The organism is Kitasatospora sp. DSM 101779, assembly GCF_025655475.1.
Taxonomy (GTDB): domain Bacteria; phylum Actinomycetota; class Actinomycetes; order Streptomycetales; family Streptomycetaceae; genus Kitasatospora.
Map to the genome: position 1 here is coordinate 8,019,265 of NZ_JAHTIK010000001.1, position 26,515 is coordinate 8,045,779.

27 protein-coding genes and 1 pseudogene are annotated in these 26,515 nt (G+C 73.7%); 19 read left to right on the forward strand and 9 right to left on the reverse strand.

The window, feature by feature from the left end; translation table 11 throughout:
* Window positions 1-99 precede the first annotated feature (99 nt).
* A complete protein-coding gene (locus KSNIM_RS36785) occupies window positions 100-1,164 on the forward strand; it encodes a hypothetical protein (protein WP_263107528.1) in 1,065 nt (354 codons plus the stop codon).
* A gap of 217 nt (window positions 1,165-1,381) precedes the next feature.
* Here KSNIM_RS36785 and KSNIM_RS36790 read toward each other — a convergent pair whose 3' ends face one another.
* Entirely contained in the window at window positions 1,382-2,317 is a 936-nt protein-coding gene (locus KSNIM_RS36790) for a LysR family transcriptional regulator (protein ID WP_263107529.1), read from the reverse strand.
* 134 nt (window positions 2,318-2,451) lie between these two features.
* Between KSNIM_RS36790 and KSNIM_RS36795 the strand changes: the two genes are divergently transcribed.
* A complete protein-coding gene (locus KSNIM_RS36795) occupies window positions 2,452-3,696 on the forward strand; it encodes an MFS transporter (protein ID WP_263107530.1) in 1,245 nt (414 codons plus the stop codon).
* Between the two features lie 367 nt (window positions 3,697-4,063).
* On the opposite strand, the gene KSNIM_RS36800 is transcribed toward KSNIM_RS36795, so the two are convergent.
* Window positions 4,064-5,194: a nucleotide disphospho-sugar-binding domain-containing protein gene (locus KSNIM_RS36800; protein ID WP_263107531.1), complete on the reverse strand. Its 1,131-nt coding sequence runs from the start codon at window positions 5,192-5,194 to the stop codon at window positions 4,064-4,066.
* Between the two features lie 291 nt (window positions 5,195-5,485).
* On the reverse strand, window positions 5,486-5,887 hold the full coding sequence (locus KSNIM_RS36805) for a VOC family protein (RefSeq protein ID WP_263107532.1): 402 nt from the start codon (window positions 5,885-5,887) through the stop codon (window positions 5,486-5,488).
* A 60-nt stretch (window positions 5,888-5,947) separates the two neighbouring features.
* Here KSNIM_RS36805 and KSNIM_RS36810 point away from each other — a divergent pair, with 60 nt between their 5' ends.
* Window positions 5,948-6,406: a MarR family winged helix-turn-helix transcriptional regulator gene (locus KSNIM_RS36810; RefSeq protein ID WP_263107533.1), complete on the forward strand. Its 459-nt coding sequence runs from the start codon at window positions 5,948-5,950 to the stop codon at window positions 6,404-6,406.
* A gap of 300 nt (window positions 6,407-6,706) precedes the next feature.
* Window positions 6,707-7,006, forward strand: coding sequence for a hypothetical protein (locus KSNIM_RS36815; protein ID WP_263107534.1), 300 nt, complete (start codon window positions 6,707-6,709; stop codon window positions 7,004-7,006).
* Window positions 7,007-7,153: 147 nt separating this feature from the next.
* On the opposite strand, the gene KSNIM_RS36820 is transcribed toward KSNIM_RS36815, so the two are convergent.
* Complete coding sequence (locus KSNIM_RS36820) at window positions 7,154-8,644, reverse strand: FAD-dependent monooxygenase (RefSeq protein ID WP_263107535.1); 1,491 nt, start codon at window positions 8,642-8,644, stop codon at window positions 7,154-7,156.
* A 79-nt stretch (window positions 8,645-8,723) separates the two neighbouring features.
* Window positions 8,724-9,329, reverse strand: coding sequence for a TetR family transcriptional regulator (locus tag KSNIM_RS36825; protein ID WP_263107536.1), 606 nt, complete (start codon window positions 9,327-9,329; stop codon window positions 8,724-8,726).
* A 383-nt stretch (window positions 9,330-9,712) separates the two neighbouring features.
* On the opposite strand from KSNIM_RS36825, the gene KSNIM_RS36830 reads away from it, so the two are divergent.
* From KSNIM_RS36830 to KSNIM_RS36840, 3 genes are all read left to right on the forward strand, one after another.
* Window positions 9,713-10,636 carry an ABC transporter substrate-binding protein gene (locus tag KSNIM_RS36830; protein WP_263107537.1) on the forward strand — a complete coding sequence of 308 codons (924 nt, stop codon included), beginning with the start codon at window positions 9,713-9,715 and terminating at the stop codon, window positions 10,634-10,636.
* Between the two features lie 206 nt (window positions 10,637-10,842).
* Window positions 10,843-12,624 carry a serine/threonine-protein kinase gene (locus KSNIM_RS36835; protein WP_263107538.1) on the forward strand — a complete coding sequence of 594 codons (1,782 nt, stop codon included), beginning with the start codon at window positions 10,843-10,845 and terminating at the stop codon, window positions 12,622-12,624.
* A 150-nt stretch (window positions 12,625-12,774) separates the two neighbouring features.
* The gene (locus tag KSNIM_RS36840; RefSeq protein WP_263107539.1) at window positions 12,775-12,918 is read left to right on the forward strand and encodes a hypothetical protein; all 144 of its coding nucleotides are present in this window, start codon (window positions 12,775-12,777) and stop codon (window positions 12,916-12,918) included.
* Window positions 12,919-13,203: 285 nt separating this feature from the next.
* On the opposite strand, the gene KSNIM_RS36845 is transcribed toward KSNIM_RS36840, so the two are convergent.
* Window positions 13,204-13,485, reverse strand: coding sequence for a pyrimidine/purine nucleoside phosphorylase (locus KSNIM_RS36845; protein ID WP_263107540.1), 282 nt, complete (start codon window positions 13,483-13,485; stop codon window positions 13,204-13,206).
* A gap of 289 nt (window positions 13,486-13,774) precedes the next feature.
* Here KSNIM_RS36845 and KSNIM_RS36850 point away from each other — a divergent pair, with 289 nt between their 5' ends.
* Window positions 13,775-14,524 (forward strand): ATP-grasp domain-containing protein, encoded by a 750-nt coding sequence (locus KSNIM_RS36850; RefSeq protein ID WP_263108246.1) that lies wholly within the window; start codon window positions 13,775-13,777, stop codon window positions 14,522-14,524.
* Window positions 14,525-15,281: 757 nt separating this feature from the next.
* On the opposite strand, the gene KSNIM_RS36855 is transcribed toward KSNIM_RS36850, so the two are convergent.
* Window positions 15,282-15,728, reverse strand: a complete 447-nt coding sequence (locus KSNIM_RS36855) for a MarR family winged helix-turn-helix transcriptional regulator (protein ID WP_263107541.1) — start codon at window positions 15,726-15,728, stop codon at window positions 15,282-15,284.
* Window positions 15,729-15,787: 59 nt separating this feature from the next.
* Between KSNIM_RS36855 and KSNIM_RS36860 the strand changes: the two genes are divergently transcribed.
* Window positions 15,788-16,138: a hypothetical protein gene (locus KSNIM_RS36860; protein ID WP_263107542.1), complete on the forward strand. Its 351-nt coding sequence runs from the start codon at window positions 15,788-15,790 to the stop codon at window positions 16,136-16,138.
* On the forward strand, window positions 16,135-16,467 hold the full coding sequence (locus KSNIM_RS36865; protein ID WP_263107543.1) for a YrdB family protein: 333 nt from the start codon (window positions 16,135-16,137) through the stop codon (window positions 16,465-16,467). The genes KSNIM_RS36860 and KSNIM_RS36865 overlap by 4 nt, the downstream gene beginning before the upstream one ends.
* Window positions 16,468-16,756: 289 nt before the next feature.
* Here the strand turns inward: KSNIM_RS36865 and KSNIM_RS36870 are convergent, their stop codons facing one another.
* Window positions 16,757-17,131: a hypothetical protein gene (locus KSNIM_RS36870; protein WP_263107544.1), complete on the reverse strand. Its 375-nt coding sequence runs from the start codon at window positions 17,129-17,131 to the stop codon at window positions 16,757-16,759.
* Window positions 17,132-17,343: 212 nt separating this feature from the next.
* On the opposite strand from KSNIM_RS36870, the gene KSNIM_RS36875 reads away from it, so the two are divergent.
* Both KSNIM_RS36875 and KSNIM_RS36880 read left to right on the forward strand, forming a co-directional pair.
* Window positions 17,344-17,703 (forward strand): hypothetical protein, encoded by a 360-nt coding sequence (locus KSNIM_RS36875; protein ID WP_263107545.1) that lies wholly within the window; start codon window positions 17,344-17,346, stop codon window positions 17,701-17,703.
* A gap of 340 nt (window positions 17,704-18,043) precedes the next feature.
* A pseudogene (locus tag KSNIM_RS36880) lies at window positions 18,044-18,139 on the forward strand (aldo/keto reductase); the annotation flags it as partial.
* Window positions 18,140-18,232: 93 nt separating this feature from the next.
* Here the strand turns inward: KSNIM_RS36880 and KSNIM_RS36885 are convergent.
* The gene (locus KSNIM_RS36885) at window positions 18,233-18,883 is read right to left on the reverse strand and encodes a dihydrofolate reductase family protein (protein WP_263107546.1); all 651 of its coding nucleotides are present in this window, start codon (window positions 18,881-18,883) and stop codon (window positions 18,233-18,235) included.
* A 453-nt stretch (window positions 18,884-19,336) separates the two neighbouring features.
* Between KSNIM_RS36885 and KSNIM_RS36890 the strand changes: the two genes are divergently transcribed.
* The 7 genes from KSNIM_RS36890 (at window position 19,337) to KSNIM_RS36920 (ending at window position 26,491) form a co-directional block, all read left to right on the forward strand.
* A complete protein-coding gene (locus tag KSNIM_RS36890; RefSeq protein ID WP_263107547.1) occupies window positions 19,337-20,908 on the forward strand; it encodes a protease pro-enzyme activation domain-containing protein in 1,572 nt (523 codons plus the stop codon).
* Window positions 20,909-21,197: 289 nt separating this feature from the next.
* On the forward strand, window positions 21,198-21,875 hold the full coding sequence (locus KSNIM_RS36895; RefSeq protein ID WP_263107548.1) for a hypothetical protein: 678 nt from the start codon (window positions 21,198-21,200) through the stop codon (window positions 21,873-21,875).
* A 102-nt stretch (window positions 21,876-21,977) separates the two neighbouring features.
* A complete protein-coding gene (locus KSNIM_RS36900; protein ID WP_263107549.1) occupies window positions 21,978-22,781 on the forward strand; it encodes a hypothetical protein in 804 nt (267 codons plus the stop codon).
* A gap of 165 nt (window positions 22,782-22,946) precedes the next feature.
* Window positions 22,947-24,074 carry an alpha/beta hydrolase gene (locus tag KSNIM_RS36905; protein WP_263107550.1) on the forward strand — a complete coding sequence of 376 codons (1,128 nt, stop codon included), beginning with the start codon at window positions 22,947-22,949 and terminating at the stop codon, window positions 24,072-24,074.
* Window positions 24,075-24,209: 135 nt separating this feature from the next.
* Window positions 24,210-25,337, forward strand: coding sequence for a serine hydrolase domain-containing protein (locus KSNIM_RS36910; protein ID WP_263107551.1), 1,128 nt, complete (start codon window positions 24,210-24,212; stop codon window positions 25,335-25,337).
* A gap of 322 nt (window positions 25,338-25,659) precedes the next feature.
* Window positions 25,660-25,896 (forward strand): hypothetical protein, encoded by a 237-nt coding sequence (locus KSNIM_RS36915; protein WP_263107552.1) that lies wholly within the window; start codon window positions 25,660-25,662, stop codon window positions 25,894-25,896.
* Window positions 25,883-26,491: a hypothetical protein gene (locus KSNIM_RS36920; protein WP_263107553.1), complete on the forward strand. Its 609-nt coding sequence runs from the start codon at window positions 25,883-25,885 to the stop codon at window positions 26,489-26,491. Before KSNIM_RS36915 ends, KSNIM_RS36920 begins: the two co-directional genes overlap by 14 nt.
* Window positions 26,492-26,515: the final 24 nt, after the last annotated feature.

The window sequence follows — 26,515 nt, forward strand, 5'->3', positions numbered from 1 at the left end:
CGTCGGCGTCCCCGCCCCCGCCCCGGCCGCCGGCGCCCGGCCGGACAGGCCCGGGGCCGGTCCGGATGCCCTCGGACGGACCGGCTACTGTGCCCGGTCATGGACGAGGGTTTCGACGCGCGAGCCGGCAGGGGCGTCAGCGGACTCGACGCGCGGGCCGAAAGGGCCCGGCCCGAGGCCCCGGCGTGCCCGGAGTGCGGCACCGCAGTGCGCGCGTCCGGGGCGGGCCGCCGACCCGTGTACTGCTCCCGGTCCTGCTCGTCGAAGGCGTACCGGCGCCGCCGCGCCGAGAGCCACCACAAGGTGGTGGCGGACGCCCTGATCGCCTCGCGCGCCGAAACCCCCGATGCCGCCGACCCCGTGGCCCGGCACCTGCTCGACCTCGCCGCGGGCGTCCGGCACGCCGCCGCCCGCTACCTGGAGAACCTGCAACACTCCCGCCCCGGCGGCCCGGACCAGCACGGCGACCACGCCCTGGACCTGCTGGAGCGCAGCGTCACCTCGACCACCCAGGAACTGCTGCGCACGGCCCGCCTGCTCCGCTCCCGGACGCTCGCCGACCACGCCCCGCCCCAGCGCGGGGACGGAGTCACCGCGGCCGCACAGGCCGTCGCCGACACAGTGCCGCGCGTCGGTCCCGGGCCCGCCGGCGACCCTTCCGACGGCACCGCTCCGCCCGGTCGAGATCAGGTTCCCCCGCGCGCCGGAACCCCGTCCCGGGCCCCGGTACGGGTGCGACGGCCGCTGCACCACGGCCCCGTACCCGCCGCGGCGCCGCTGCTGTCGGAGCCGGATCCTGCCGCACCGGGCACCGCAGCACCCGGCGCGGGAGGCGGCGACGGCGCCCCGCTGCGCCTGGCGCTCGCCGCCCGGCGCACCTCCCCGTCGCCGGACACGCGGGGCCTGGGTGCCCCGACCGGGGCGTGGAGCGTCGAGGACGGCACTCTGCTGGTGGAGGGCTGGGACGCCCATCCGGGCGTGTTCGCGGTCCGTCGCCCCGACGGACGGCCGGCCGGATGGGTCGCGACGGTCGGCGACGACTGGGGTGCGTTCATCGACGGCCGGATGGTCATCGATGCCACCGACGGCGAGCCCTGGCTGTCCCAGGACGCCCTCTACGCCGTCTCCCTGCTGCGGATGGCCCTCGACCAGCACCTCGCCTGACCCCGCACCTCTGACCCCGCACCTCTGACCCCGCACCTCGCCCCGGGGCCTTGCCGTGGCCGCCCACGGAGACCGGAGGCCCTGGTTGCGGCCGATCGGACAGGCATGGCCGTCGAAGCGGATCGACGCCGCGGCGCGCCCGACGCGCTGCCAGGTGTCAGGTGTCAGGGGCGGGGTGTGGCTCGGTCCGCCGGTCCGGCCGGTCGCGCGGCGGAGTTCAGCGCGGGAGCACCCAGGAAGGTGTCCAGGTCCCGGTGTCGTCGCGGCCGGTGGATGCCGAGGCGAGGTGGGTGCGGAGGGTGGCCAGCGCCGGGTGGGGGTTGTCGCGGTGCCAGAGGAGTGAGTGCGGGTAGACGGGCGTCGGGCCGGTCACCGGGATCCGGCGCAGGCCGTGGTCGGCCGGCCAGACCAGGCGGGTCCGCTCGCCCATGAAGGTGGCCAGGGCCGGGGTGTCGGCGATGGTGTCGAGGAGGGCGTCGGAGCCGAAGTTGGGGCCGGTCGCCTCGATGGTGAGGCCGAACTCGGCGGCGAGGTCGTCGTAGTAGGCGGCCCACTCGGTGCCGGGGACGATGCCGGGCATCCAGATTCGGTGTCCGGCGAGCCGGGCCAAGGTCACCGACCGGGCGCCCGCGAGTGCGTGGGCGGGGCCGGTGAGCAGCTGCAGCGGTTCGTCGACGACCCGCACGGACTCGATGTCCGCGGGGAGGGGCCGCCCGGGCACGGCGACGGCGCGGAAGGAGGCGTCGATCGCACCGGAGCGAATGGCGGCGACGGCCGTCTCGATGTCGAACAGCATCACCACGTCGAGCTCGATCTCGGGATGCGCACGGTGGAAGCCGCGCATCAGACCGGACGCCGCGACCCGTGAGGCGATCACGTCGACGCGCAGCGGACGGCTGCCGGCACGCACGGACGCGACCGCGCGGTCGGCGATCTTGAGCAGCTCGCGGGCGTGGGGCAGGAAGGCCTGCCCGTCGATGGTGAGCTCGGCGCCGCGCGGGGTGCGGGTGAACAGTCTCACGCCGAGGCGGCGCTCCAGGGCGGCGATCCGCTTGGAGACGGCCTGCTGGGTCACCGCAAGCTCGGCGGCGGCCTCCTGGAACTGCCCCGCGTCGGCGGCGGTGACGAAGGTCCGGACGGCGTCGAGGTCCATGCCGACACCCTAGGGGTACAACCCTCGGTTGTGACCGAGGCGCCCGGTGGTTGTTTGATCCCTGGACACGGTGCTCGCTTTGATGCTTCCGATCACGGATCGGTTGTGCGGCTGCGTGGCGAGGGGCATCGGGGATGAGGAGCGGGCACCGGCTGGGCCGGCGGTTCGGGTGGCTCTGGGCGGCGTACGGGACGAGCGCGCTCGGCACCTGGCTCGCCTTCGGTGCGTTCCCGCTGATCGCCGTCCGGGTGCTGCACGCAGGACCGGCCGAGGTCGCCGCGCTCTCCTCCGCGGGGGCGGCGGTGGGCGCAGCCGCGGCGGCGCCGCTCGGCCCGTGGGTGGAGTTCCGCCGCAAGCGGCCGGTCCTGATCGGGACGGACCTGGTGCGGTTCGCGGCGCTCGCGACGATCCCGCTCGCGTTCGCGCTCGGCGCGCTCACCTTCCTCCAGCTCCTGCTGGTCTCGGTCGTGGTCGCGGCGGCCGACATCACCTTCCGTACCGCCTCCGGCGCACACCTGAAGACGCTCCTGCCGTCCGAGGACCTGCTCGCCGCGAACGCCCGGTTCGAATCCACGGCTTGGACGACCACCATCGTCGGCCCACCTCTGGGCGGCGCTGCCATCGGACTCCTCGGACCGGTGGCGACGGTGCTGGCCGACGCGGTCAGCTACCTGCTCTCCGCCGTGGGCATCCGGGCGATGGGCGGGCACGAGCCGCCGCCCGCTCGCCGTCCGGCCGCCCGCCCGAAGGCCGGGGAGCTGCTCGACGGCTGGCGGTACATCCTCACCGACCGGACACTGCGACCCCTCTTCCTCAACACCGCACTGTTCAACGGCCTGCTGATGGCCACCGAACCACTGCTGGCCGTTCTGATGCTCGGCCGCCTCGGCTTCGCGCCATGGGCCTACGGCCTCGCTTTCGCCGTGTCCGCCGTCGGCGGCCTGCTCGGCTCCCGACTGGCCCGACCGCTCGCCACCCGGTTCGGGCAGCACCGGGTCCTGATCGCGACCGGGACACTGCGCGCGCTCTGGCCCGTCGGCCTGGCCCTCCTGCGGCCGGGCACCGGCGGCCTGCTGCTGGTGATGGGCATCGAGCTCGGGCTCGTCCTGTGCTGCGGTGTCTTCAATCCCCTCTGCGCGACCTACCGCCTGCAGCGCACCGCCACCGACCGGACCGCCCGCACCCTGTCCGCCTGGGCGGTGTCGACCAAGGCCTCCACCGCGTTCCTCACGGCCGCCTGGGGCGTTCTGGGCGCCCTGTTCGGTCCGCGCACGGCCATCGCCCTCGCCGGCGTCCTCCTCCTGGCCACCCCACTGCTCCTCCCGCGTCGTACCCCGGTCCGGCACCCCGAGCCGGCCCCGGCTCCGACCCGCGCCTGACGGTCCGCCACGGCTGTCCGTCAGGCGGGGCCGGTCCGGGTCTCGGCGGGCAGGGTACGGGGCGGGGCGGTGTCGTGGGTGTCGTCCATGTGCTCCTCCCGCGCGTCGGGCAGGGCGGGTCCGGGCCGGCCCGACCGTGCGATGTCCGAAGTGGTGGGTCCGGCCGCGGTGCGGTGCGGTGCGGTGCGGCAGGACCATGACCGTGAGGGCTCTGTGCGTGCGGGCCCGTCCTGGTGAGCCTGTTGGCGGCCGAAGTCGCGGTGGCGGCCGACCGGGGCCGGCCGAGGTGGCCGGCCCCGGAGACCGGGGGCGCCGCCGCAGGGTGCCGGCCCTGCGGCGGCGCGGCTTCCCGAGGTGGCCGTGGGGCTCAGCGGGCGGCGGTGACGAGGGCCTCGATGTCGGGGACGACGGCGGCCGGAGCGGGGAGGTCGTCGTTCCGGGCCCGGAGGCGGGCGGCGGCCGCTCGGAGTGCCGGGTCGGTGACGAGCCGGGCGAGCAGGTCCGTGTCGACGTCCTCGGATGCGCTGCGCAGGGCGGCGCCGGTGGAGGTGAGGACGTCGGCGACGGTGAAGTTGTCGGCGCCCTGGGGGAGGAGGAGCTGCGGGATGCCGGCCTGCAGGGCGGTCAGGGTGCTGCCGGAGCCGCCGTGGTGGACGACGGCGTCGCAGACGCGCAGCAGCTCGGCCAGCGGCACCCACGGCAGCGCGCGGACATTGGCCGGAAGGGTACCGAGGTGGGTGAGATCCGCGTCACCCACGGCGAGCAGGAAGTCGGCGTCGACCGCGGCGGCGGCCTCGATCAGCCGGGTGATCGCCTGCAGGCCGTCGATCCGGGTGACCACCGTGCCCAGGGTCACGGCGACCTGCGGCCGGTCGCCGCGGCGCAACAGGTCGGCGGGCACGGTGCCGCCGCCGTTGAACGGGACGTAGCGCATCCGCAGGCCGACCGGGTCACCGCCGAGTTCGGCCGGGACGATGTTCAGCGGGGTGGTCTCGGCCGGGGCGGGCACGCCGTGCCGCTCGTAGAGGTCGGTGAAGTGGCCGGCGAGGCGGGCGGCCATGTCGAGGCCCGAGCTGAAGCCGAAGTTCTGGAGGGCTGCCGGGATCTTGAGCCGGGCGGCGACCAGCTGTGCCGAGGCCAGGCAGGAGTCGTGGACCAGGAGGTCGGCTTCCCAGGCACGGGCGGTCTCCAGCAGGTCGTCGACCGTGGAGCGCGAGGCGTACGCGAAGGCGGCGGCGCCGAGGTCGAGGATCTGGTCCTGGGTCAGGTCGGGCTTGGCGTAGCTCGTCCCGTGATCGCCGCTGACGGCTTCGAACGCCTCCTGCAGGGGCTTCCCGTCGCCGATCTCGACCGTCGAGAAGCCGGCCACCGCGAGTTGCTCCAAGGGCTGCGGGACGGCGAAGAGTATGTCGTGCCCCGCGGCCCGCAGGGCCTGTGCGGTGGGCACCATCGGGTACAGGTGGCTCGGCGCTGCCGGGCCGGTGAAGAGGACGCGCACGGTGTCTCCAGGCTGTTGCGTCGGTCGGACGTTGCCGAGGCCGGTCCCCGGGCGCCACTCGTCCGCTGCGAGCGACACGGCAAGGGTTGTTCGGCCTCGCCCCGACGAACTGACTGGCCGTCAGTGCGTGTTCCCACCACCGTCGATAATCGGACGTTCCGGCGGTCCACCGGGCAGCGGTCGGCGGGCTGTGCCCGTCCTCCGGTGTGCGGCTGCGGCCGTGCGGGCGTTCCCGGGGGGCTCGGGGTGGGACGTCCGGCCCGGCGCGGGAGGTCCGCGTCGGGTGCGGCGTCAGTACGACTGCAGTTCGACGAGGGTGCCCTCCGGGTCGCGGAGGTGGGCGGTGCGCAGGCCCGGTCCCCACTGCGGGCGGTCGGCGGGGGCGGCGACCGGTACTGCGCCGTTGAGCAGACAGAGGTGATATCCGGCGTCCACGTCGTCGACCCGGCAGACGAACATCACTCCACTGCCGGCCGGTTCGGTCCGGGCCGAGTCGGTGCCGAGCGCGGCGGCCAGCGCGGTGCGGTCGAACAGCGCCAGCGTCCCCTGGCCGGCCACGTCCCAGCTGGCGTAGGGGCCGTCGGCGGTGCCTCGGGTCAGTTCGGCGCCGGCGAGTTCGGGCAGCACCGCCTGGTAGAAGCGGAAGGTCTCGGCGAACCGGTCGACCAGCAGGCGGGGGTGCAGCGCGTCCACGATTGCTCCTCAATACAGTGGGTGTGCACCCACTATAGGTGCTGACCTAGAATACTTGTCGTGAACGAGCCCACTGCCGTCCCACCGAGCCTGCTGGACCTCAGCACCTACCTGCTGTCCCGCACCGGCAAGACCGCCCGGGCGCGACTCGCCGAGCGACTCGCCGATCGCGGACTGCGGCTGTGGCACATGGCCGTACTCGCGGCGCTCACCGACTTCGGCCCGCACGTGCAGCGCGACCTCGCGGTGCGGCTGTCCGTCGACCCCAGCGACATCGCCAAGGTGGTCGACGAACTCGCCGCGGCGGGCCGGGTCGACCGCTCCCGCGACGCGGCCGACCGCCGGCGCATCCGGGTCACCGCCACCGACACCGGGCGGGCCCTCCTGCGGGAGTTGCAGGACGAGGCCGAGGCCGTCCAGGCGGAGCTCCTCGCGCCGCTGTCCCGGGCCGAGCGCACCCAGCTCCACGGCCTGCTCCGGCGGGTGTTCGACGGGACCCCCAGCGGACCGGACGACTGAGCCCCCCGATGTCGCGGCCGCCTGCCGGTCGCCGGTGGAAGGGCCCGCCGACCCTCGCACGGTGCGTCGTCCGACCGTGCCCGTGGCGCCCGGGCGCATTGTGTACCGGGCGTTCGGCGCCGTTCTGCCACGTCGGTCGCACGTCCGCACGCCCTGCCTGCCCGGTGCTCGGGGAAGGGACGATGGACGGGCGGGTCACCGGCCGGGGGACACCGCCGGCCGCTGCCGGAGTGCGGGCGGCGGCGGGCGGCTGTTGGCTGGTGTCCGATCCGTGCACCGCTGAGGAAAGGGGAGATGGACATGGCTGTGGTGATGTCGATGCACTGGGCCGAGGTCACGCCGGAGCAGTACGACACGGTGCGGGACGCCGTCGACTGGGAGGAGGTCCCGGCGGCCGGGGGCCACGTCCACGTGGCCTGGTTCGACGCGCAGGGCCTGCACGTGACCGACGTGTGGGACTCCCAGGAGGCCTTCGAGACGTTCCTCGCCCAGCGGCTCGCGCCGGCGGTGGAGAAGGCCGGCATCACCGGCGCCCCGGAAGTCTCCTTCAGCCCGCTGCACCGCCGGTTCGTCGCCCCCGGCGTCACCGGGGCCGAATAGCAGGCCCCGCGGTGGCGGCCCGGACGACCGTCCGGGCCGCCACCGCGACCACCTGCCCGGACCGGGTGGGCCACCGGCAACCCCTCTGCCGGGAGCCGGGCGACTCCGCCTTCACGCTCGCCCAGGTGCGCGGGCGGTGACCTGTGATCAGGTCGTGATCCGTGCGCAGGCCGTGACCGCATCCCGGGCCGGCCGGAACCACGTCCCCAGCGCCGCGTGCAGGCCGTCGCCCGTGCTGCCCTGCCAGGCCACGTAGCAGTCGGGACGGAGCAGCAGCGCGGTGTCGAGGCCCGGGACGGCGACGGTGTCGACGTACGGCGCCCACGGACCCGTGTCGAGGGTGCCGGTGGGGTCCAGCAGGAGCGCACGGCCCGTCCGGGTCAGATCGCGCAGGCCCGGCGCGTCCGGTGCCCACCGCCCGACGAGCGGCCCGGTGGCCGGGCCCATGTCGTAGGTGATGTCGGCGCCGGCCATCAGCTCCGCGATGTGCTGCCGAGCGGCGACCGGGGCCAGCAGTTCGGCGAACAGTTCGCGCAGCGCCGTCACCTCGCCGCCGGGCCGGATCAGCATCGACTGCGCCCGGGTGTGCATCGCGACACGCCGCGCCGCAGGGAGGCGTTCCGACTCGTAGCTGTCCAGCAGGCCCTCGGGTGCGAGGCCGCGTACCGCCGCCGCGAGCTTCCAGCCCAGGTTCACGGCGTCCTGGAGGCCCAGGTTCAGCCCCGGGCCGCCGATCGCCGAGTGGACGTGCGCGGCGTCCCCGAGCAGGAACACGCGGCCCGCGCGGTAGCGCGAGGCGATCCGGGTGTTGCCGCCGAACAGGCGCCTCATCAGGTGCGGTCCCGGTCCGGTCGGCGGGTGGAGCGGGACGTCCGCGCCGAGCACGCGGGCGGCGCTCGCACGCAGTTCGCCGAGGGACGCCTCACCCTCCTCGGGCAGCCCCCACTCCGTGGTGCTGATCAGCGGATCGCGCCCCGGGAACGGCGCCCAGGCGATCACGCCGTGCTCGGTCCGCAGGTGCCGGAACGGCGGGACGGTGCCGAATCCCGGCACGGCCAAGCCGCCGCCGGCATCCACCGCCCCCGGCGGCACGGCCACGTGCCCGCTGAAGGACACCGAGTCGTCCCTGGTCACCCCCGGGAAGTCGATCCCGGCGAGCGTGCGGACGACGCTGTGCCCGCCGTCGGCGCCGACCAGGTACGCCGCCTCGACCGGCTCCCGTCCGGCCGTCTCCACGACCACGGAGTGCTCGCGCTGCTCCAGGCCGGTGATCTCGTGGCCGCGGCGCACCTCGACACCCAGCTCGGCCGCGCGGTCGCCGAGCACCTGCTCGATGCGGCGTTGCGGCACCGCCAGCGTGTGGAGCGGGTTGTCCGGCAGGTCGGCCAGAGCGAGCGGGAACGCCCCGAACACGAAGGCGGGCGCCGGCGAGGGCACCGCGCCGGGGGCGGTGAGGCGCTCGTACAGCCCGCGGCGGTCGAGCATGCGCACGACCTGGCCGACGAGCCCGTTCGCCCGCTGCTCGGTGGTCGGTGCGGTCAGGCGTTCCAGGACGAGCGGGCGCACGCCGGCCAGGGCCAGTTCACAGGCGAGCATCAGGCCGTTGGGGCCGGCGCCCGCGATGACGACGTCGATCATGGTGTGGCTCCTCTTCCGGGCAGGGGACGGCGGCCCGGCGGTGCATGCACCGGGCTGCCCGTCCGCCGTCGGCGGTGGATCAGGGCGTGGGAAGGCCCGCCGCGATCTGTGCGAGCGCGTCCGCGACCAGGTGGTGGACCGGCACCGGCGGCGCGGTGCGCAGATGGTGGGCCATGGCGGTGTTCGTCGCCGCCATGACGGCGGAGGCGACGAGGTGCGGGTAGAGGTCCCGCTCCGGATCGGTGTTGGTGCGGTCGGCGACGGCGGCGGCGATCTCCGCCTCGGCGACCGCTCCGGCCTTGAGCATCTCGCCCTGCAGCGCGGGCTCGGCGAGCACGGCGCGCACACCAGCCGCCCACTGTGCCGGGTCGCCGACGGGGTTCGCCGTCGCGGCGGCGTCGGGTGCGAACCGCGACACCACCGCGCGGGTGATCGCATCCCAGAGCGGCTCGTCGGGGCCCTCGCGCAGTGCTTCGGCGATGCCGAGGCAGCGGTCGAGGTGGCGGGAGACGATCGCCTCGCCCTTGCCGGCGAAGTAGTTGTTGAAGGTCCGCGGCGACACGCCGGCCGCGGCGGCGATGTCCTCCACCCGGACGTTCCCGAACCCGCGCTCCACGGTGAGCCGCAGCGCGGCCCAGCTGAGCGCCGCACGCGTCTCGGCCTTCTTCTGTTCCCGCAACCCCATGCGGCAACCGTACCCAAAAGTGCGGGCCACGCAAAGATGCGCGCCCAGCAAAATTGCGCAAAGCGCAACTTCTGTTCCCGGCGGCGGCCTGGCGGCGGCTGGTCGCGGCTGGTCGCGGCCTGTGAGGCCGCCATCCGGGCCGCGCCGGTCGTCGGCTGTCGTGGCCGCCCGTCCCCGACTGTCCGGACCGGCGCCGTTGACGTCCGACCCGATACCGGATTCTGACCTCTCCGCAACCTCGTACCCACGGGTGCGGTGGCAGGATCGCGTCCCCGTGCCGGTTGTCGCACGGTTCCGTTCGTCCACGGACCGACGTCACCGTCCGGTGGCCCCGCGGCCTCCCCCCGACCTGCCCGGCCCGCTGACCCAGGAGGACCCACCGCATGCACCGTCTCACCCTCCGCGCTCCCCGTACCCTCGCCGCGGGGGCGGCCCTCCTGGCGGGAACCGTGCTGTTGACCGCGTGCGGCAGCTCCGACGCTGGCAAGCCCAGCGAGGACGACCTGCACGCCCGGCTGCCGGAGAGCGTCCGCACCAAGGGGGTCCTCAAGATCGCCTCCGACCTGAACTACGCGCCGGTGGAGTTCAAGGCCTCGGACGGCTCCCCGGTCGGCATCGACCCGGACATCGCCACGGCGCTCGGCAAGCAGCTCGGTGTGACGGTGGAGTTCACCGACACCGCGTTCGACAAGCTGATACCGGGCCTGCAGGCCGGCGAGTTCGACCTGGCGATGTCCGCGATGACGGACAACCGGCAGCGCCGCGAGGGCACCGACGACAACGGCAAGGTGGTCAACCCGGGCGTCGACTTCGTCGACTACTTCATCGCCGGCACCCAGATGCTCGTGCCGAAGGGCAACCAGTACGGCATCGCGAAGCTGGACGACCTGTGCGGCCACACCGTGGCACTGCAGCGCGGCACCACCCAGGCCACCATCATCGATCGCCAGGTCGGCGCCTGCGCCCGGCTGCGCAAGCCGCTGACGGTGAAGCTGTTCGACAACGACAACGAGGCGCTCGCCGAGGTGGCCGCAGGCCGTGCCGACGCGGACCTGAACGACTACCCGGTGGCCGCCTACGTCGCCGCGAAGGGCGGCCCGAACGGCGCCAAGTTCGACGTGGCCGGCGCCCAGCTGCAGCCGTCGCCGTACGGAATCGCCGTCGACAGGAAGAACACCGAACTGCGCGACGTCCTGGTGAGGGCGCTGAACCAGATGATCCGCAGCAACGAGTACGAGACCATCCTGCGGAAGTGGGGCGTCACCGCAGGTGCGGTGCAGAACGCCGTCGTCAACGGCGGCTTCTGACGGAGCACCGCATCCGGGGCCCGTCGGGTCCGGGCGGTGACAGTGCCGCCCGCCCGCCGCGGCCCGGGGCCTCGCCCCGCCGTGATCGTCCACGGGGTGCTGTGACACAGCTGGTACTCCCGCGCCCGGAACCGATGGTTCGTCATCTGGCAGACTGAGCCGCGACTTGACGATCTTTCGGCGAAGGTCACGACGAGGGGGCCGGCATGTGGGGGCGGGGGACCGTGCTCGGGGGGCGCTACACGCTCACCGACCGGGTCGGAGTCGGCGGTATGGGCGAGGTCTGGCGCGCCGACGACGGCGTGCTGAAGCGGCAGGTCGCCGTCAAGATCATGCAGCCGGGGCTGCTCGAGGACCGCAGTTTCACCGAGCGGTTCAGGCGCGAGGCGCGAATCCTCGCCACCCTCCGGCACCCGGGCATCGTGCACGTGCACGACTACGCGGAGCCGGGCGGCGAGTCGGACCAGCAGATCGCCTACATCGTCATGGAGTTCATCGACGGGCGCCCGCTGAACTCCGTCCTGGCGGCAGAGGGCCCGATGGTGCCCGCGCGGGCGCTCGGCATCCTGGCCGACGCGCTGGACGCGCTGCACGCCGCGCACCGGCAGGACATCGTGCACCGCGACCTGAAGCCGTCCAACCTGATGGTGCGCAGCGATGGCGGCGTGACGGTGACCGACTTCGGCATCGCCCACGCGATGGCCGGGACGAAGATCACCACCACCAACTCGGTGCTCGGCACCGCCCTCTACATCGCCCCCGAGCAGGCCGACGGCAAACCGACCACCCCGCTCTGCGACCTGTACTCGATCGGCGTGGTCTGCTTCGAACTGCTCACCGGCCGGCTGCCGTTCACCGGGGAGACGGTCCTGGAGATCGTGCTCAAGCACATCCAGCAGCCCCCGCCCCGGCTGTCCGACGAATTCCCGCGAGCCGTCCGCGACTTCGTCGCCACCGCCCTGGCCAAGGACCCGGCCCAGCGCTTCCCCGACGCCGGCGCGATGGCGGCCGCCGCCCGCGCGGCAGCGGCCCGGCCGGGCGCCGGGCAGGCGGTCCGTGAACCCACCGTGTTCGCGACCGTGCCCGAGCCCGTCCCGCGGGAGGCGCCGCAGGCCGAGACTCCCCGCCCCGCTCCTGCCGAGCCCCAGCAGCGGCGGCGCAGCCGACTGATCGTCCCGATCGTCATCCCGGTGGTGATCTCGGCCGGGGTCGGCAGTGTGGTCCTGGTCGAGCAGGCCCCGTGGCAGTCCCGCGCACAAGGGGCCGGGCAGCAGCCCTCGGTGACGGCCCCGGTCAGCCCGGGCGCCGCGGCGGGCAGCACGACCGGCACCGGCGCCGCATCGCCCCTGCCGGGCAGCCCCACCGGCCCGCCGACCGCACCGGGCCAGCAGACGGGCAACCCGGCGCCCGACCAGGCCGGCGCGGGTGGTGCTACCGGTGGTGGCGCCGCAGGCGGTGCCGCCGCGGGCACCGGTACGGGCGGGGGCGCCGACAACACCGGGGGAGCCGCCCGGCCGCCCGCCAACACCCCGGCCACCACGGCAGCCGCGACCACCCCGGCGCAGAGCGGGCCGCCCCAGGGCTGCGGCGGCACCGGCTGGGGCCACATCACCGGCGTCGGCAGCGGCCAGCGGCTGGGCCTCGCCGCAGCGGGCCTGGCGGGCGGGACCAGCGCGGTGGTGGGCCGCAACACGTCCTACGGCTGGATCCGCTCGGCCCCCGACCCGGGCGGCTGGTACAGCCTCTACCCCTGCAATATGAGCAAGCCGGGACTCGTCCAGAACGGCAACAGGGTCGAACTCTCCTCGGGCTTCAGCGTCACCTATCGCTGGACGGTGAGCAGCGCGCCCACCCAGGGCGCCGTCTACCTCAAGGACTACAGCAGCTCGACCTGCCTGACCGACAACGGCGCCGGCAGCGCGGCGACCATGCAGACCTGCACGCCGGGCAACCGGTCGCAGCAGTGGTTCATCCCCCCGTCGGGCTGAACAGCTCGCCGGCGGCACCGGGTCCGCAGGTTCAAGTCCCACGGTCGACGGGTGCGGTGACGGGCATACGCGCCGGACCGCGAGATCCAGACCTTCGTCACCAACCTGAGCTGCTTCTAAGACGGCGGCGAGGACGGCTCCAACCCCTCGGTGTTCGACGGGGCGAGAATCACTCCGGCCGGGTCGCCCTTCCCGAGCGCTGCCGGACAGAAGGGGGAGGCGAAGAACAGCGGCGAGCAGGCGTTCATCATGCTGACCGTCCAGCCCTGGCCGAACTACTCCGACCGCCGCTGACAGCCCGGCTGCGCCCCGCTCTTCACCACCGCCGCGTCGCCCTGACGGCCCGACAGCTCCCTGGCCGACCTGCCCTGTGCCCTTCCCGCCGTGCCGGCCCCGGCCGGACGGCAGAAGACCGACGACTGCGGGTGCCGCCGCGGGCTGCGGGTGTGGCAAGCGGCCTTTCACCAAAGCGAAGCGGGCCTTCGACCGAACCGGTCGAAGGCCCGCTTCTGCTCTGCTCTCCGCGTGTTCACCGCCGGGCGTCGGAGTCCGTGGTGGTTCCGGCCGTGGCGGACGGGGTCAGTGGTATTCGCAGAGGTAGGCGGTCTCGCCGTCGACCTTGAGACGGAACGTGCTCTCGCCGGGGACGTCGAACCGGGCGCCGGCGGCGAAGGTCTCCCACGCGAGGGCGCCGGGGAGCTGGACGGTGAGGGCGCCGCTGATCACGTGCATGGTTTCCGGCGCGGCGGTGCCGAACTCGTACTCGCCGGGGGCCATGACACCGATGGTCGCGCGCCCGTGCTCCTGCTTGAAGGCGATCGACGTGACGGTGCCGTCGAAGTACTCGTTGACCGTGAACATGGGCGTTCTCCTGGAGGCGGGCGGGAACGAGCGGGCTGCTCGCCGCGTGCTGGGTGTCGGCAGGGGAAGTTACCGGTGGTGCTGTCGGGGCTGGTGACCCGTCTCGCTCCGTGAGCTCGTTCGGCGGCGGGCTGGCGGTGGCCGGCTCCGCTCGGGGCCGTCCGACCGCTGACCGATCGACCGTCCGGTAACTGGGCTGCGGTGGTGGGGGCGGCGCGGCTAGCGTGGCGGTCTTGCGGACCGGAGGGGGATTGCGGTGCTGGTCATGCCGGGGCGGCGGACGTCGACGATGGAGTTGCTGGCCGACGAGGCGGTGGGACGTGGGACGGCGGTCCGGGCGGCCGAGGAGCTTGACGCGGTGGCGGGCCCGGTGCACTGGTACGGCGGGCCGCTCGCAGGTGCGCGGCTGGCCGACCGGTGCGGGTTCGCGCTGCTCGAGCCGGTGGACGACTGGCTCGCCGATCTGCCGGAGGAGTTCACCGGCCGTCGGATCCGGTCGGGGACGGTCGCGGACGCGCGGGCGCTCGATCGGCCGATGTTCGTCAAGCCGCCGCGCGACAAGTCCTTCCCGGCGGACGTCTACGCCGACGGTTCCCGGCTGCCTGCCGGGCTGGACGCGCGAACGCCGGCGCTCTTCTCGGAGGTGGTGACGTTCGCGGCCGAGTACCGGCTGTTCCTGTTGGACGGGCGGATCGCCACGGCGAGCCGTTATGCCGTGTTCGGCCGGCTCGATGCCCGCCCGCTGCGCATGGACAGCACGGACCGTGCTGACCGCGCCACGGCTGCGGAGATTGCGGAGTTCGTCGGCCGGCTGGTCGCCGTGGCCGGGCACACCCTGCCGAGTGCCGTCGTGGTGGACGTCGGCCAGCTGCTCGACCCGTACCGTCCGGGGCATCGCTGGGCCGTGGTGGAGGCCAACATGGCGTGGTTCTCGAACGCGTATGCCGCCGATCCGGGGCGGGTGTTGGACGTGGTACTGCGAGCGGCGGGGCCGCGAGAGCGGGTACGGCCGGACGATCTGGCGTTCGTCCGGCCCTGACCCGTACGTGGCGACGGTCCGGTTCGGGCGGTGCCCAGGGGCCTCCGTGGCGGCCTGTGCGGGAGTTCTTTCCGCTCCGGTCCGCGGCCGGTTCGGCGCCGGACTGTCGCTGTTGCTGGGCAGCTCCAGGTGTCAGGCGTCGGGGTTCGTGAAGACGGGGTGGGGCGTTGTCCGCGCCTGGTCGGCTGCTTGTGCTGCCGGCCCGGGGGTCTGATTCGCGGCGGCGTCGGGTGCGGTGTGTGCGGGGGTGCCGATGTGCTCGTGTGTCCTGTGCTGGTCCTGGCTGCCCATGTCCGTCCGTTCTGTGTGGTGGTGACCGTGGGGAATGGGGAGTTCCCCGTGCTGGCGCGCTCATGCCGCTTGTCACCCGCACGGCTGCAGGGAGGTGCTGACGCCGCGTAGGCCGTGCGTGGGGGTCTGCGTCCCCGCCCGCTTCCCAGAGAACGTGGTGAACGAGCCGATCCCGTTCAGCACCGTCGGGGCCGGCGTTCGGCCCCCTTGCCCGACTGGGTCGGCTGGGTTCGCCTCTGTGGCCGCCGCTGTTCACCGAGGCCCCGACCGCACCGGCGACGCCACGGGCAGCGCCACGCCGTGTGCGACCGGACCAACGGCACATCAGGTTGGTGTCGCCGGCGTGTCGGGCCGCAGGGTGGCGGGGCGTGTCGCCTGCCCGCGCCTGCCCTGAGTCCCTGCCTCTCGGTGCCTGGCCCGGGTGTCGGCGGTTCCCGTGCTGGGGGCCGCCGGGCCGGGTCGGTGGTCAGTTCGGGGTGTGGTGCTCGCCGAGGGTGCGCAGGGCGTGGGTGAGTGCGGCGCGCTGTGGTTCGGTGAATCCGGCGGTCAGTTCGGCGTCGGTGGCTTCGGCGGCTTCGGTGCAGCGGGTGAGCAGGCGTCGGCCTTCGGGGGTGAGGTTGAGGACCTGGCGGCGGCGGTCCTGCGGGTCGCGGACGCGTTCGACCGCGCCGAGTTCCTGGAGCTGGTCGGCCAGCGCGACGATCAGGCTGGGAGCGACGCCGAGACGGGTGGCCAGTTCTTGCTGGGAGGCGGTCGGTCCGGCGTCGAGTGCGGCCAGCAGGCCGGCGTGCTTCGGCTTGAGTCCGAGTTCCTCGACCCGGTCGGCGAAGCGGTCGGACGCCAGGGCGCCGAGGGTGCCCAGGTTGTAGACGAGGGTGGCGCGCAGCGCCGCCGCTCCCTTGACATCGCTCATGGCACGAATGATACCGTTCCAATATCGTTCACAGCTCGAATGATTCAGGGGGAGATGGGATGGGAGTTCTGGCGGCGGTCAACGCGCTGGCCGCGCTGGTGAGTGCGGGATCGAGTGTTGCGGGCGTGGTGCGCCCCGGCCTGGGGCTGCCCGCGGGTGAGCCGGTCACGGTCGGGACGCACGTGTATGCCCGGGCGTACTCCGCGCGGGCAGTGCCCCTGGGGGTGGCGACGGCGGTGGTGATGGCGGCGGGCACTGCGGCGGTGGCCTGGCCGATGTTGCTGGTGTCGGGCCTGGCGCAGGTGGGGGATTCGGCGATCGGCTTTCGGCTGCGGAACCTCGGTATGGGGTTCGGGGCCGGCGCGTTCGCGGTGCTGCACCTGGTCTCCGCCTGGTGGGTGGCCCGGTGAGCGGCGTGACGGCGTTCGGGGTGTTGGCGTTCGGCGCGGAGGTGGCCGTCTACGCAGCGGCCGGCTGGTGGGCGTGGCGCAGGCCCGGCCGGCGCTCCGTGCGGCTGCTCGTCGCCGTGGTGGCGGTGGCGGGACTCGCCGTGCTGTGGGGGCAGTTCGCGGCACCGACGGCCGACCGTCCCCTGCACGGGCCGGTGCGGGTGGCGTTCGAGCTCTGCTGGTTCGGTGCGGGTGTGGCGGCCGCGGTCCGCGCGGGTGTCGCGAGGTCGCGGATGCGGCGGGGGCGGGGCCGGCCGGAAGAGGAGCCGGACGGCCGCCGCTCCGGGTGATCCCGTGGCCTGCGCCCCCCGGGCCGACCACGTCTGGTGGTGCCCGGAGGCGGTGCGGGCCCGTTTCGGCCGGCCGGCGCGCTGGTCGTCCTTCCGTGCGGTGACCACGGGTGTCGGGGTGTGGCGCTCGCCCGGCTGTCGAATCTGGTGGGGGTGTTGCTGTCGGCGGAGGTCGGTGGTGACGGAGTCGGTGACGGTGTCAGCCGGTGGGCGGCCGGTGCGCACGGGTTGGCGGGCACCTCGGTGAGGAACGACTTCGAGCCGTACGTTCCGGGCTCGCTCCTCCGGATCACGTGGCCGGCGGGAGGGCGAACGGGTCCTCGGGCAGGAAGCAGCCGTAGCCCTGCAACGTCGAGGGGTCGTCGAAGACGAGCTGCGTGAGCTCGCCGGCGGGGGAGAGGCCGTCCGGGCGGTCCGCGGCCGGCAGGCCGGGGCCTCCGGGTGGAGCGGGGTGCGGTTCGGCCGTGAGCCGCCCGAACCGCTCCAGCAGAACGAACACGGCGTCACGGACGTCCTGGACGTACTCGGCGGCCGTCTCCTCGGTGGCATCGGGGGTGAGTTCGCGGTGGGCCGCGCGGGCCGCGGCCAGGAACCGCTCCGGATCGGCGATCACCACGTCCTGGCGCGTGCGCACGCTGACCACCATGCCTGCAGTCGGCACCATCGGCTCATCCACCGGATCAAGATACTCACGTCGCCCGGCCCGCCGAGCGCACCACGCTTCACCTGCGCCCCGGCCGCGCGCCTGCGCCGGTGGGCCAGGGTCCTGCGCCGAGGCCCGTCCCCGTGGCGCCGCGGGTGCGGGAGCGCCGCGGCAGGGGCCGGAGTTGGCCGGTTATCGACCCTGCACGCCCAGTGATGGTGAATGATCACAGCGTGAGCGTGTGGTGGGTGCGGCGCAGGGACGATCTGCTGGCACAACTGGCTGTCCTGTTGGTGTACTTCGGTGCGGATCTGCTGGAGGATCCCGGCACCGGCGAACTAGCACGCACCGCGGAGGCTCTGGCGGGGGAGTACCGGGTGAGTGACCGGGGCGAGGGGATCCGCCGCGCGGCCGCTCTCCTGGACGAGGTCGCGGCCCACCTGCAGGCGGCCGACCGCTTCCGCGGCACCCTGCTGCCCGTCGTCAACCGCCACCTGCGCTGCGCCGTTGCTCTGCTGGTGCGTTCGCGCGCCGGCCTGGAGACGGTGGCCGTGACCGGCGGGAGGAGCCCGCGGGCCGAGGCGGCCCGGTAGCCGTCCTGCCCTGCGCGCTCGTCCCGCTCGACCGGCCGGGTGGGCACTGCGCGCCGTCCGGGCGCGGTGTTGACGGGATGTCGGCGGAGACGTGGGCGGCTCGCCGGGGCACGTGGTCGGCCGACTGCCGCCGTGAGCCCCGCCGGGAGGGGCCGGTGCAGGCAGCCCTGATCGGCCCGCGCAGGTGCGTCGCCGACCGCAACCCGCCCGGGAATCGCCGGTGGTGTCTTCTCCTGCGGCGGCGCTCTTCGGGTCAGCGGTCTGGACCATCGAGTGCACTCCAGCGTCCAAACTTCTGCCCGCAGACCCCAGTTGGCGGCCCGTGAGAGGAGAATTCGGCATGCAGTACCGCACGGTCGGCACGGACCCGAGGACCCGCCGCGAGGTCAGTGTGCTCAGCCTCGGCGCCATGCTGATGGGAACGCTGACCGACGAGGGTCCGATTCAACAAGTCAGGTGGCTCAGACGTGGGAGGCCACGCGGCAGCCAGCCGCGCCCTACCCACAAGCCCGGTCCCTTCAGGGCCGGGTCAAGTCGACTCGTGGCGCGCGACACCGCGATCGGGCGCGCTCATGTCGCCCGTGCCGGGCGTGCCGTCGGCCAGCCCGTAGCGCAGGTACACGGTGCCGTTCGGGCTGGCCGTGGGCGGTTCGAGAAGAGTGACGTTCGTGGGGACCGCGCCGCCGTCGAACACCTTCTTCCCGACACCGAGCACGATCGGGTGGACCCAGAGATCGAGACGGTCGAAGAGCTTCTCGCGCAGGAGGGTCTGCACCAGGTTCAGGCTCCCGACGACCTTCACGTGCTCGTGCCGGTCACGGATCTCGCGCACCGCGCCGGTCAGGTCGGGGCCGAGGTGCACGGATCCGACCCACGAGAGGTCGGGCCTGCCGCGGGAGGCCACGTACTTCGGGACGCTGTTGAAGAGCGTGGCGATCTCGTTGTCCTCGCCGCCCTCCTGGTGCGGCCAGTAGGCGGCGAAGATGTCGTACGTCCGCCGGCCGAGGAGGAGGGCGTCCGTGTCCTCGTACGCGGCACCGATCTGCGCACCGGCGACCTCGTCCAGCAGGGGTGCCTGCCAGCCGCCGAACGGGAACCCGACCGGGTCCTCGTCGGGGCCGCCCGGCGCCTGCCCGACGAGGTCGAGGGTGGCGAACAGCTCGATGTGGATGAGGCCCATGTCGTGCTCCCGGTGATCGGTCGGCTCGGCCGGAGGGGCGGACCTGCGGGGTCCGCAACCCGTCGCCGCGACGGCACCCGGCTTCACGCGGTGCGACCAGGCACCGTGACGTTTGCGCGGTCAGCGTCCTCCGACTCCCTGCGGTAGGCCTCGGCAGATTCGCCGCGCGCCTTGAGCGCGAAGGTCGACGGCTTCGCCTCCGCCGCGGCCGAACCCTGCTGGAAGCGGTCCGCGCCGCGGCCTCGGTGGCGACGAGCTCCGGGTCCGGCCCGACGTCGACCGCCGAGAGCTTGTCCCGCTGGTCCGGTTGCAGGCCGGGCGCCGGGCCGCGCACCCACCCGCAGGAGTGGAAGTCGGCGGCATCGCTGTCGTTTGACCGTTCGGATCGTGCCAGGGTCGCGATAACCGTTTGGCGGCTTATTCACCCGGGTTGCTTGCGAGAACACTCTTCGCATGGCAACGAACAGAATGGTCCCCCTCCCGGGGAGCAAGCGGGCACCGGCCATGGACGCCCGCCGCGTGGGAGCCGTGGACGAATCCGACCCCATCGACATCACCCTCGTCCTGCGCCGCCGAGCCGAGATCCCCGACGACCTGATCGAGGGCTCGGCCACCATCAGCCGACAGGAGCTGGCCGAGCGCTACGGCGCCGATCCGGCCGACATCGACCTCGTCCGGCGGGCCGTGCAGGAGCACGGGCTGCACCTGATCGAGGCCGACCCGGCCACCCGCCGGGTCAAGGTCCGCGGGACGCTGTCCCAGCTCCGGAACCTGGCCGACCCGGAGTCGCTCGACCTGGTCGAGAGCCGTGACCCGGCCACCGGCCGGATGGTCGAGCACCGCCACCGCGAGGGCGAGCTGCGGATCCCCGCCGACTGGCAGAACGTCGTGGTCGCGGTGCTCGGGATGGACGACCGCCCCCAGGCCCGCCCCCACATCCACCGGCTGAAGCCGGCCGCCGCCCACCGGAGCTACACCCCGGTGGAGCTCGGCAAGATCTACCGATTCCCGCCCAACACCGACGGCAGCGGCCAGACGCTCGCCATCCTCGAACTGGGCGGCGGCTTCACCCAGGCGGACCTGGACACGTACTTCTCCGGCCTCGGCATCAGCCCGACCCCCAGCGTGACGGCGGTCGGCGTCGACGGCGGCAGCAACAGCCCGGAGGGCGACCCCAACGGCCCGGACGGGGAGGTCCTCCTCGACATCGAGGTCGCCGGAGCGCTCGCGCCCCGCGCCCGCCAGGTCGTCTACTTCGCCCCCAACACCGACCAGGGGTTCGCCGACGCGCTCAGCGCCGCAGTACACGCCACCCCGACCCCCACCGCGGTCAGCATCAGCTGGGGCCTGAACGAGGAGCGGTGGACCATGCAGGGCCGGGCCGTCTTCGACGACGCCCTGGCCGACGCTGCGGCCCTCGGCGTCACCGTCTGCGTCGCGGCCGGGGACAACGGCAGCAGTGACGGTGAGAGCGACGGACTGCCGCACACCGACTACCCGGCCGCCAGCCCCCGGACGCTGGCCTGTGGCGGCACCCGCCTGGACGCCGACCCGGCCACCGGCAAGATCACCTCTGAGCGGGTGTGGAACAACGGCCCGCGATCGGCCTCCGGAGGCGGTGTCAGCAAGTTCTACAAGCAGCCGCCGTGGCAGGCCGACGTGGGTGTTCCCAACGGTTCCCACCCGTCTCCGCTCCGCGGGGTCCCGGACGTCGCCGCCGACGCCGACCCCGGCACCGGCTACAAGGTGCTGATCGACGGCCAGAGCACGGTCATCGGCGGGACGAGCGCGGTGGCGCCGCTGTGGGCCGCGCTCGCCTGCCGACTCTCCGAGGCGCTCGGCCGCCCGCTCGGCCTGCTGCAACCGCTGCTCTACGACGGTGCGACGGCCGGCACGAGCCCGGCCGGATTCCGCGACATCACTCAGGGCGACATCGGCGCCTTCAAGGCCGGCCCCGGGTGGGACGCCTGCACCGGCCTCGGAGTGCCGGACGGCACCGAACTGCTCGCACGTCTGCAGGCCTGAGGCCTCAACGGGCCGGCGGCAGTCCGCAGGTGGCGTCCTCCGCAAGGAGCGCGCCACCTGCGGACGCCCCCCGGCCCAGCCGCCTCCGCGCGCCCCGTCGATCGTTTCCACCGCCTACCCCGGTGCCCGCGCAGTCCGCGATGCCGACACGGCGTGCCGAGCGGCCCGCCCGCCGTCGGCCCCCTGATGGCCGTTGGTCGGCGGGCCCCGGCACCCACCAGGCCGGCCCCGCCGCACCGAGGGTCGCACACACCCACCACCGCCCCGCACCGTACGGCCGCCGGTTCCGTTGCGCAGTTCGCCCGCGCCGTACCTGCCCGCCGGCGTGCTGTTGTGTGTCGGCCTGCTGGCCGCCGGCGGCTACCACTGGGCGACCCGGACGATGCGCAGCGGCGCGGACGGCCGCCGGATCGTGCATCGGGCCCGCCGGACAGTGGTGGTGGCCGTTCCGCTGTTGGTGCTGGGCTTCCTCGCCGGGTTCGAGGTGATCGGCGCAGGCCCGATGGGTACCCCGTTGCTCCTGGGCGGAGCGCTGCTGGTGGTGGTGCTGGCCCGGTTGCTGGCCGTCCGAGAGGGCGGTGCACCGTATCCGCTGACCGGGGAGCGGGCGGCGCCGGGCATCAGTGTGGCGCTGATCGTGCTCTGTTCGTTCCGGGCCGCCGGCGGCTTCGCCCACCAGAAGGGAACGGCCGACGCCCGGTGGCTGGCCGACAACCTCGCCCTGTGTCCGGCGGTGGTGCTCGACACCACGGAACGGCTGTACCTCCAGTGGCCCGGAGTGGAGGAGTGGACGCTGCCGGATGCCGGGGCGGGCCAGTGCTTCCGCTACCGCTACCGCGGTGTGCGGCTGCTGGCACAGGCCGACAATCGGATGTTCCTGATCCCGCGGGACGGGACCTGGGAGGACGGCAACGTCCTGATCCTCCCGGTGGACGCCAGTGTGCGGATCGCATTCCACCCGGGCTGACCCGGCGCCGAACCCGGGCGCGCCCGAGCGGCCCGGGACGAGACGACCCGTCGCAACCACCGCAAGCAGGCGACCTGCCCCCGTAGGACGTTCGGCTCCACCATGGTCGGCTTCACGGCCGGCACGGTCTTCGAACCGAGCCGGGTCCGGCTCGCCCTGCCCACCGCGCAGGCAGGCCTGGGCCGTCGCCCCCTGCGCACCTTCGCCGCCCGGTTCGGGCACGGTCTGCTCGGCGGATCCGTCATGGGCATCGGATGCGCGTGCGCGCTCACCCTGGAGCGCGCACTGTATCTGGCGAGCCCACTCACCGACCCGCGCGTGATCGAGGGCACTCTGATCAACATGGTGTGCCTCGGACTGACCTTCGGCACCGCCGCAGGTCTGGTGTTCGGCCTGCTGGCCGCACTCGAAGCGCCGGTCGACGTCACCTCGGCGGCCACCCCGGTCAGTCTGCTGTCCTCGAACCGGGCGACGGCGGCCCGGCAGGTCCTCGTCCTGGCCACCACGCTCACGGTGGCGATCACCCTCGGCGGGCGCCTGGTGGTGGAACTGCTCCAGGGCCCGCTGGGCCCGCTCAGGTGGGGTCTGGTGGACGGCCTGTTCATCGGTGCGGTCGGCGGTCTCGGCGGCGCCCTCTCCTACGTGCTCGCCTTCACCGCCTGGGGGCAGTGGGTCGTGCTCACACGTGTCCTGCTGCCCCTGACCGGCAAGCTTCCCTGGGACCCGGCCGCCTTCCTCGACGACGCCTACCGGCGCGGGGTCCTGCGCCAGACCGGCGCGGTGTACCAGTTCCGCCACGTCCGGCTGCAACACCACCTCGGCCGCACCTACCGCCGCCGGCACGACCGCTTCGCACCAGCCGCCTTTCCGCCGCGCGGACCGGCGCCCCGAAGCACCGAAGCGTGACACCGGCCGGGCGCGGAAGCCCGGACAGCAGAGCCCTCGATGACGGCCGGTCACCTGTGGCCGGTGGCATGGCCTGTCCCGCGGACCGCACAGGACGCCAGCATCTGAAGGACCCGGCCCGCGGCGCGCCACCGTGCCACGGGCGCCCTCCGGTGAAGGAGCCCGATGAAGTCCCTCCGTTCGAGCGCCGCCGGCGCGGCCCTGATCCTCGCCGCCCTGGCGGGCATCGGCCCGGCCAACGCCGCCGCGCCGACCGCCGCCGCGCCGACCGCCGCCGCGCCCGTCGCCAGCACCTCCCCCTCGGCCCTCCCCGGCTTCGCCGACGGCTACGGACTGACCGTGGTCCCCGAGGCCACCGAGGTGCACTCCGCCACCGACTTCACGATCACCGTCACCACGAAGCAGCTCGCCGGCCGCCACCGGATCCGCATCCTGCTTCCCAGCGGCTACGCCGCCGACTCCGGCCGGCGGTGGCCGGTCACCTACTTCCTGCACGGCGGCGGCGGCACCGTGGACGACGTCGCGGCCGCCCCGGCATTGCGGTCGGACTCGATGATCACCGTCGTGCCGGACGGCGGCCTGAAGGGCTGGTACGCCGACTGGGTCATGCAGAACACCGCCCTGGGCGCCGCGAACTGGCAGACCTTCCACACCCGGCAGGTGGTCCCGTTCATCGACGCCAACCTGCGCACGGTTCCCGACCGGTCGCACCGTGCGGTCGTCGGCCTGTCGATGGGCGGCTACGGCGCACTGCGCTATGCCGAAGCCCGACCCGACCTGTTCGGCCGTGTCGCGTCCCTGTCCGGAGGTATCGACCTCGGCATGGCCGAGATCCGAGCGGCCGTCCTCGCCACCGAGCTCAACCTCACCGGCGCCTGGTGCGCAGTCAGTACCTCCACCCCGTCCGGCACCGGTCGGTGCACCGGCTACGGCGCCTACGTGGACAGTGACGCGATCTTCGGCTCCCCGTACCCGATCTTCGGCGCGGACCACATCTGGAACGAGGTCGACCCCGCCGCCGCCACCAACCTGGCCCGCCTCGCCGGCACGGACATCACGCTCTACACGGGCAATCAGGGGCCGATCGACCACTACACCGAGATCGCCTCCGCCACCGTGAAGACCCGCCTGGACCAACTGGGCATCCCGAGTCGGTACGTCGACTACGGCAACGGGTCCTCGCTCGCCCCCGGCTGCGACGGGAGCCACACCTACGGCTGCTGGGCGCCCGCCCTGGCCGACTACGTTCCCCGACTCGCCGCCGCCTTCGCCGCCGCGGACCAGGCGAACTGACGGGTCGCCAGAGGCCGGTCCCCGACTCCTCGCCCGGCGCGCCGTCCCAACGGCTCGAACGCGTGATCGAGAGAGTGCCGAGCGGAGCCCGGCTCACCCACCGACCAACAGTCCCCAGATCAAGGAGAACCTCCAGTGAAGCAGCGCATGAAGCGGCTCCCGGCTCTCGTCGCCGCGGCGGCCGCGTCGCTCGTCCTACTGCCGTCGTCGGCCCAGGCGCAGACCAGCGGCGACCACGCCGGCACGCTGGCCGCCCTGAAGACCTTCCAGGCCGCCGCCGGCCCCGGGGCCGCCATCAACGCCGGCGACGCCACCAACTCCTACAGCCTCGCCGTGGGCACCGGCACGATCAACGCCAACCTCCCGATCCTGCCCACCGACCACTTCAGGATCGGCAGCCAGACCAAGACCCTCACCGCGACGGCGGTGCTGCAGCTCGTCGACGAAGGCAAGGTCGTGCTCGACACCCCGATCGAGACCTATCTGCCGGGCGTCGTCGACGGCAACGGCTACCACGGCGACACCATCACGGTCCGTCAGCTGCTCCAGCACTCCAGCGGTATACCGGCCAACGATCCCCCCAACCCGCAGGCGAGCCCGGACGGCACCTACACCCTCGCCGCACTCGTCCGGGACGGGCTCGGCCACCCGCCCGCCTCGGCGCCCGGCACCACGTTCGCCTACTCCAACACCAACTACGAGATCCTCGGTCTGCTCATCGAGCGCATCACCGGCCTGCCCGTCCGCCAGGTGATCACCAACCGGATCATCGAGCCGCTGGACCTCACCGGCACCAGTTTCCCCGCCGCCGGCGACCGCACCGTACCCACCCCGGCCGTGCACGGCTACCACGGCATCAGGATCGGCATCTTCAACCTCTGGACCGACCTGGGGACGGCCCTGGAGCCGTCGATCTACAGCACCTCCGGCGCCATGATCTCGACCCTCCGGGACGTCACCGCCTTCGACCAGGCGCTGATGGGCGGCCGGCTGCTCTCACCGGCGACCCTCGCCGAGATGAAGAAGACCGTCGCCGTCGGCGGTGGTCTCTCCTACGGCCTCGGAGTCGCTGCCCACACCCTGCCGTGCGGCGGCGCGGCCTGGGGCCACGACGGCATAGTGAACGGCTACTACAGCGAGACCCTGGTCACCGAGGACGGCCGCCACGCCTCCGTGGTGACCAACGCCCACCTCGCGACCAACGCGCCCATCGCGCAGATGTACAACCTGCTGGACACCGCCCTCTGCGAAGCCACGCCGTAGCCGGAAGACGCCTGCCCAGGGGGCCGCGCGGCCCCCTGGGCAGGCATGGCAGGCGCCCGGTCGACCGAAGGCGTCGGCACCGGCCTCTGATGGAGGGGACACGACGAGGCTGCGTGTGGGGCGCTGGTCGCGCTCGCGGTCGCGGGCCTTCTCGGCGTGACGGCGGCAGGCCGGTGAGCGGCAGACCCGTCCGACCTCGGCCTCGCGGGTGAGCTCGACACCGCAGCTCGGGCAGGTCCTGACCACGGGCAGGTCCTGACCACGGGCAGGTCCTGACCACGGCGGTGGCGACGCCGGCCGGCGGGCAGGATCAGCGCGGCGGGTGAAGCGGAACACGCGGCGCGTGCCGGACAGCGGGGCCGACCTGCCGTCGCCCGGGTTCGTCCTGGAGCCGGCCAGTCGGCGGGTGGTCGACGCGGCGGCCGACCTGGCAGGCTCGGACGGCGAGCCCGGTGTGGGGTACGCCGCGCGGGACGACATGATCGCGTTGCCCGCGGTGATCGTTTGGTTCGGCTGCGTGACCTTCGTCTCTTGTCGGAGCGCGGGTGTCATGGTTTGATCACGATGCGTTCCTGGAGGGTGGCCGCCGGAGGTCGGGCACCGGGCCGGGGATGTGCACGCGTACGGCGGCATTGTCGGGGGTGAGTGGTTTGTTTGCGGATGCCGAATCCGCCGCAGGCGATGGTGAGCCGACGCCTGCGGAGTTGCGGGATCTCCAGGCCCGCGCGGACGCGCTGGCGCGGGATGTCGCCGCCATGCGGGAGCGACTGAAGCAGCCCGGCCTGCCGCGGGCCGTGCGGGGAGCGCTGCCGTGCGATGTGAGCGAGACGCTCACCCGGGCGGCGCGGCGGATCGGGGAGTCGGCGGAGAAGCTGGCACGGGTCCGGGCCGCCCAGTGGCCCGGGTCCTGCACGGCATGGTGGGGAGTCTGCCCGCGCTGCGGACCGACGCTGCGCGCGGAGAACGGTCGCTCGTGGTGCGAGCAGTGCGGCGCCGGGTGGGACTACGACCGCACCCGGAGCCCGTGCGGTGAACCGGCGACCTTCCTGGCCATGGACACGCAGGGCGGCACGGTCGTCGTCTGTGGCGCGCACGGCCGACACATTCAGGATCGCCTCGAAGGCGGGCTCCTCCTGGCCATGCCCACATCCTGACGCCACGGGTCGCTCCACCGCTGC

What these genes read in the sequence shown, in the direction of transcription:
- KSNIM_RS36795 (WP_263107530.1), top strand. Translation starts at nt 2,452, where the DNA reads ATGAGGAGCGGGCACCGGCTGGGCCGGCGGTTCGGGTGGCTCTGGGCG.
- KSNIM_RS36820 (WP_263107535.1), bottom strand. Translation starts at nt 8,644, where the DNA reads ATGATCGACGTCGTCATCGCGGGCGCCGGCCCCAACGGCCTGATGCTC.
- KSNIM_RS36815 (WP_263107534.1), top strand. Translation starts at nt 6,707, where the DNA reads ATGGCTGTGGTGATGTCGATGCACTGGGCCGAGGTCACGCCGGAGCAG.
- KSNIM_RS36785 (WP_263107528.1), top strand. Translation starts at nt 100, where the DNA reads ATGGACGAGGGTTTCGACGCGCGAGCCGGCAGGGGCGTCAGCGGACTC.
- KSNIM_RS36790 (WP_263107529.1), bottom strand. Translation starts at nt 2,317, where the DNA reads ATGGACCTCGACGCCGTCCGGACCTTCGTCACCGCCGCCGACGCGGGG.
- KSNIM_RS36845 (WP_263107540.1), bottom strand. Translation starts at nt 13,485, where the DNA reads ATGTTCACGGTCAACGAGTACTTCGACGGCACCGTCACGTCGATCGCC.
- KSNIM_RS36860 (WP_263107542.1), top strand. Translation starts at nt 15,788, where the DNA reads ATGGGAGTTCTGGCGGCGGTCAACGCGCTGGCCGCGCTGGTGAGTGCG.
- KSNIM_RS36890 (WP_263107547.1), top strand. Translation starts at nt 19,337, where the DNA reads ATGGCAACGAACAGAATGGTCCCCCTCCCGGGGAGCAAGCGGGCACCG.
- KSNIM_RS36850 (WP_263108246.1), top strand. Translation starts at nt 13,775, where the DNA reads ATGGAGTTGCTGGCCGACGAGGCGGTGGGACGTGGGACGGCGGTCCGG.
- KSNIM_RS36905 (WP_263107550.1), top strand. Translation starts at nt 22,947, where the DNA reads ATGAAGTCCCTCCGTTCGAGCGCCGCCGGCGCGGCCCTGATCCTCGCC.
- KSNIM_RS36900 (WP_263107549.1), top strand. Translation starts at nt 21,978, where the DNA reads ATGGTCGGCTTCACGGCCGGCACGGTCTTCGAACCGAGCCGGGTCCGG.
- KSNIM_RS36825 (WP_263107536.1), bottom strand. Translation starts at nt 9,329, where the DNA reads ATGGGGTTGCGGGAACAGAAGAAGGCCGAGACGCGTGCGGCGCTCAGC.
- KSNIM_RS36855 (WP_263107541.1), bottom strand. Translation starts at nt 15,728, where the DNA reads ATGAGCGATGTCAAGGGAGCGGCGGCGCTGCGCGCCACCCTCGTCTAC.
- KSNIM_RS36830 (WP_263107537.1), top strand. Translation starts at nt 9,713, where the DNA reads ATGCACCGTCTCACCCTCCGCGCTCCCCGTACCCTCGCCGCGGGGGCG.
- KSNIM_RS36885 (WP_263107546.1), bottom strand. Translation starts at nt 18,883, where the DNA reads ATGGGCCTCATCCACATCGAGCTGTTCGCCACCCTCGACCTCGTCGGG.
- KSNIM_RS36870 (WP_263107544.1), bottom strand. Translation starts at nt 17,131, where the DNA reads ATGGTGCCGACTGCAGGCATGGTGGTCAGCGTGCGCACGCGCCAGGAC.
- KSNIM_RS36835 (WP_263107538.1), top strand. Translation starts at nt 10,843, where the DNA reads ATGTGGGGGCGGGGGACCGTGCTCGGGGGGCGCTACACGCTCACCGAC.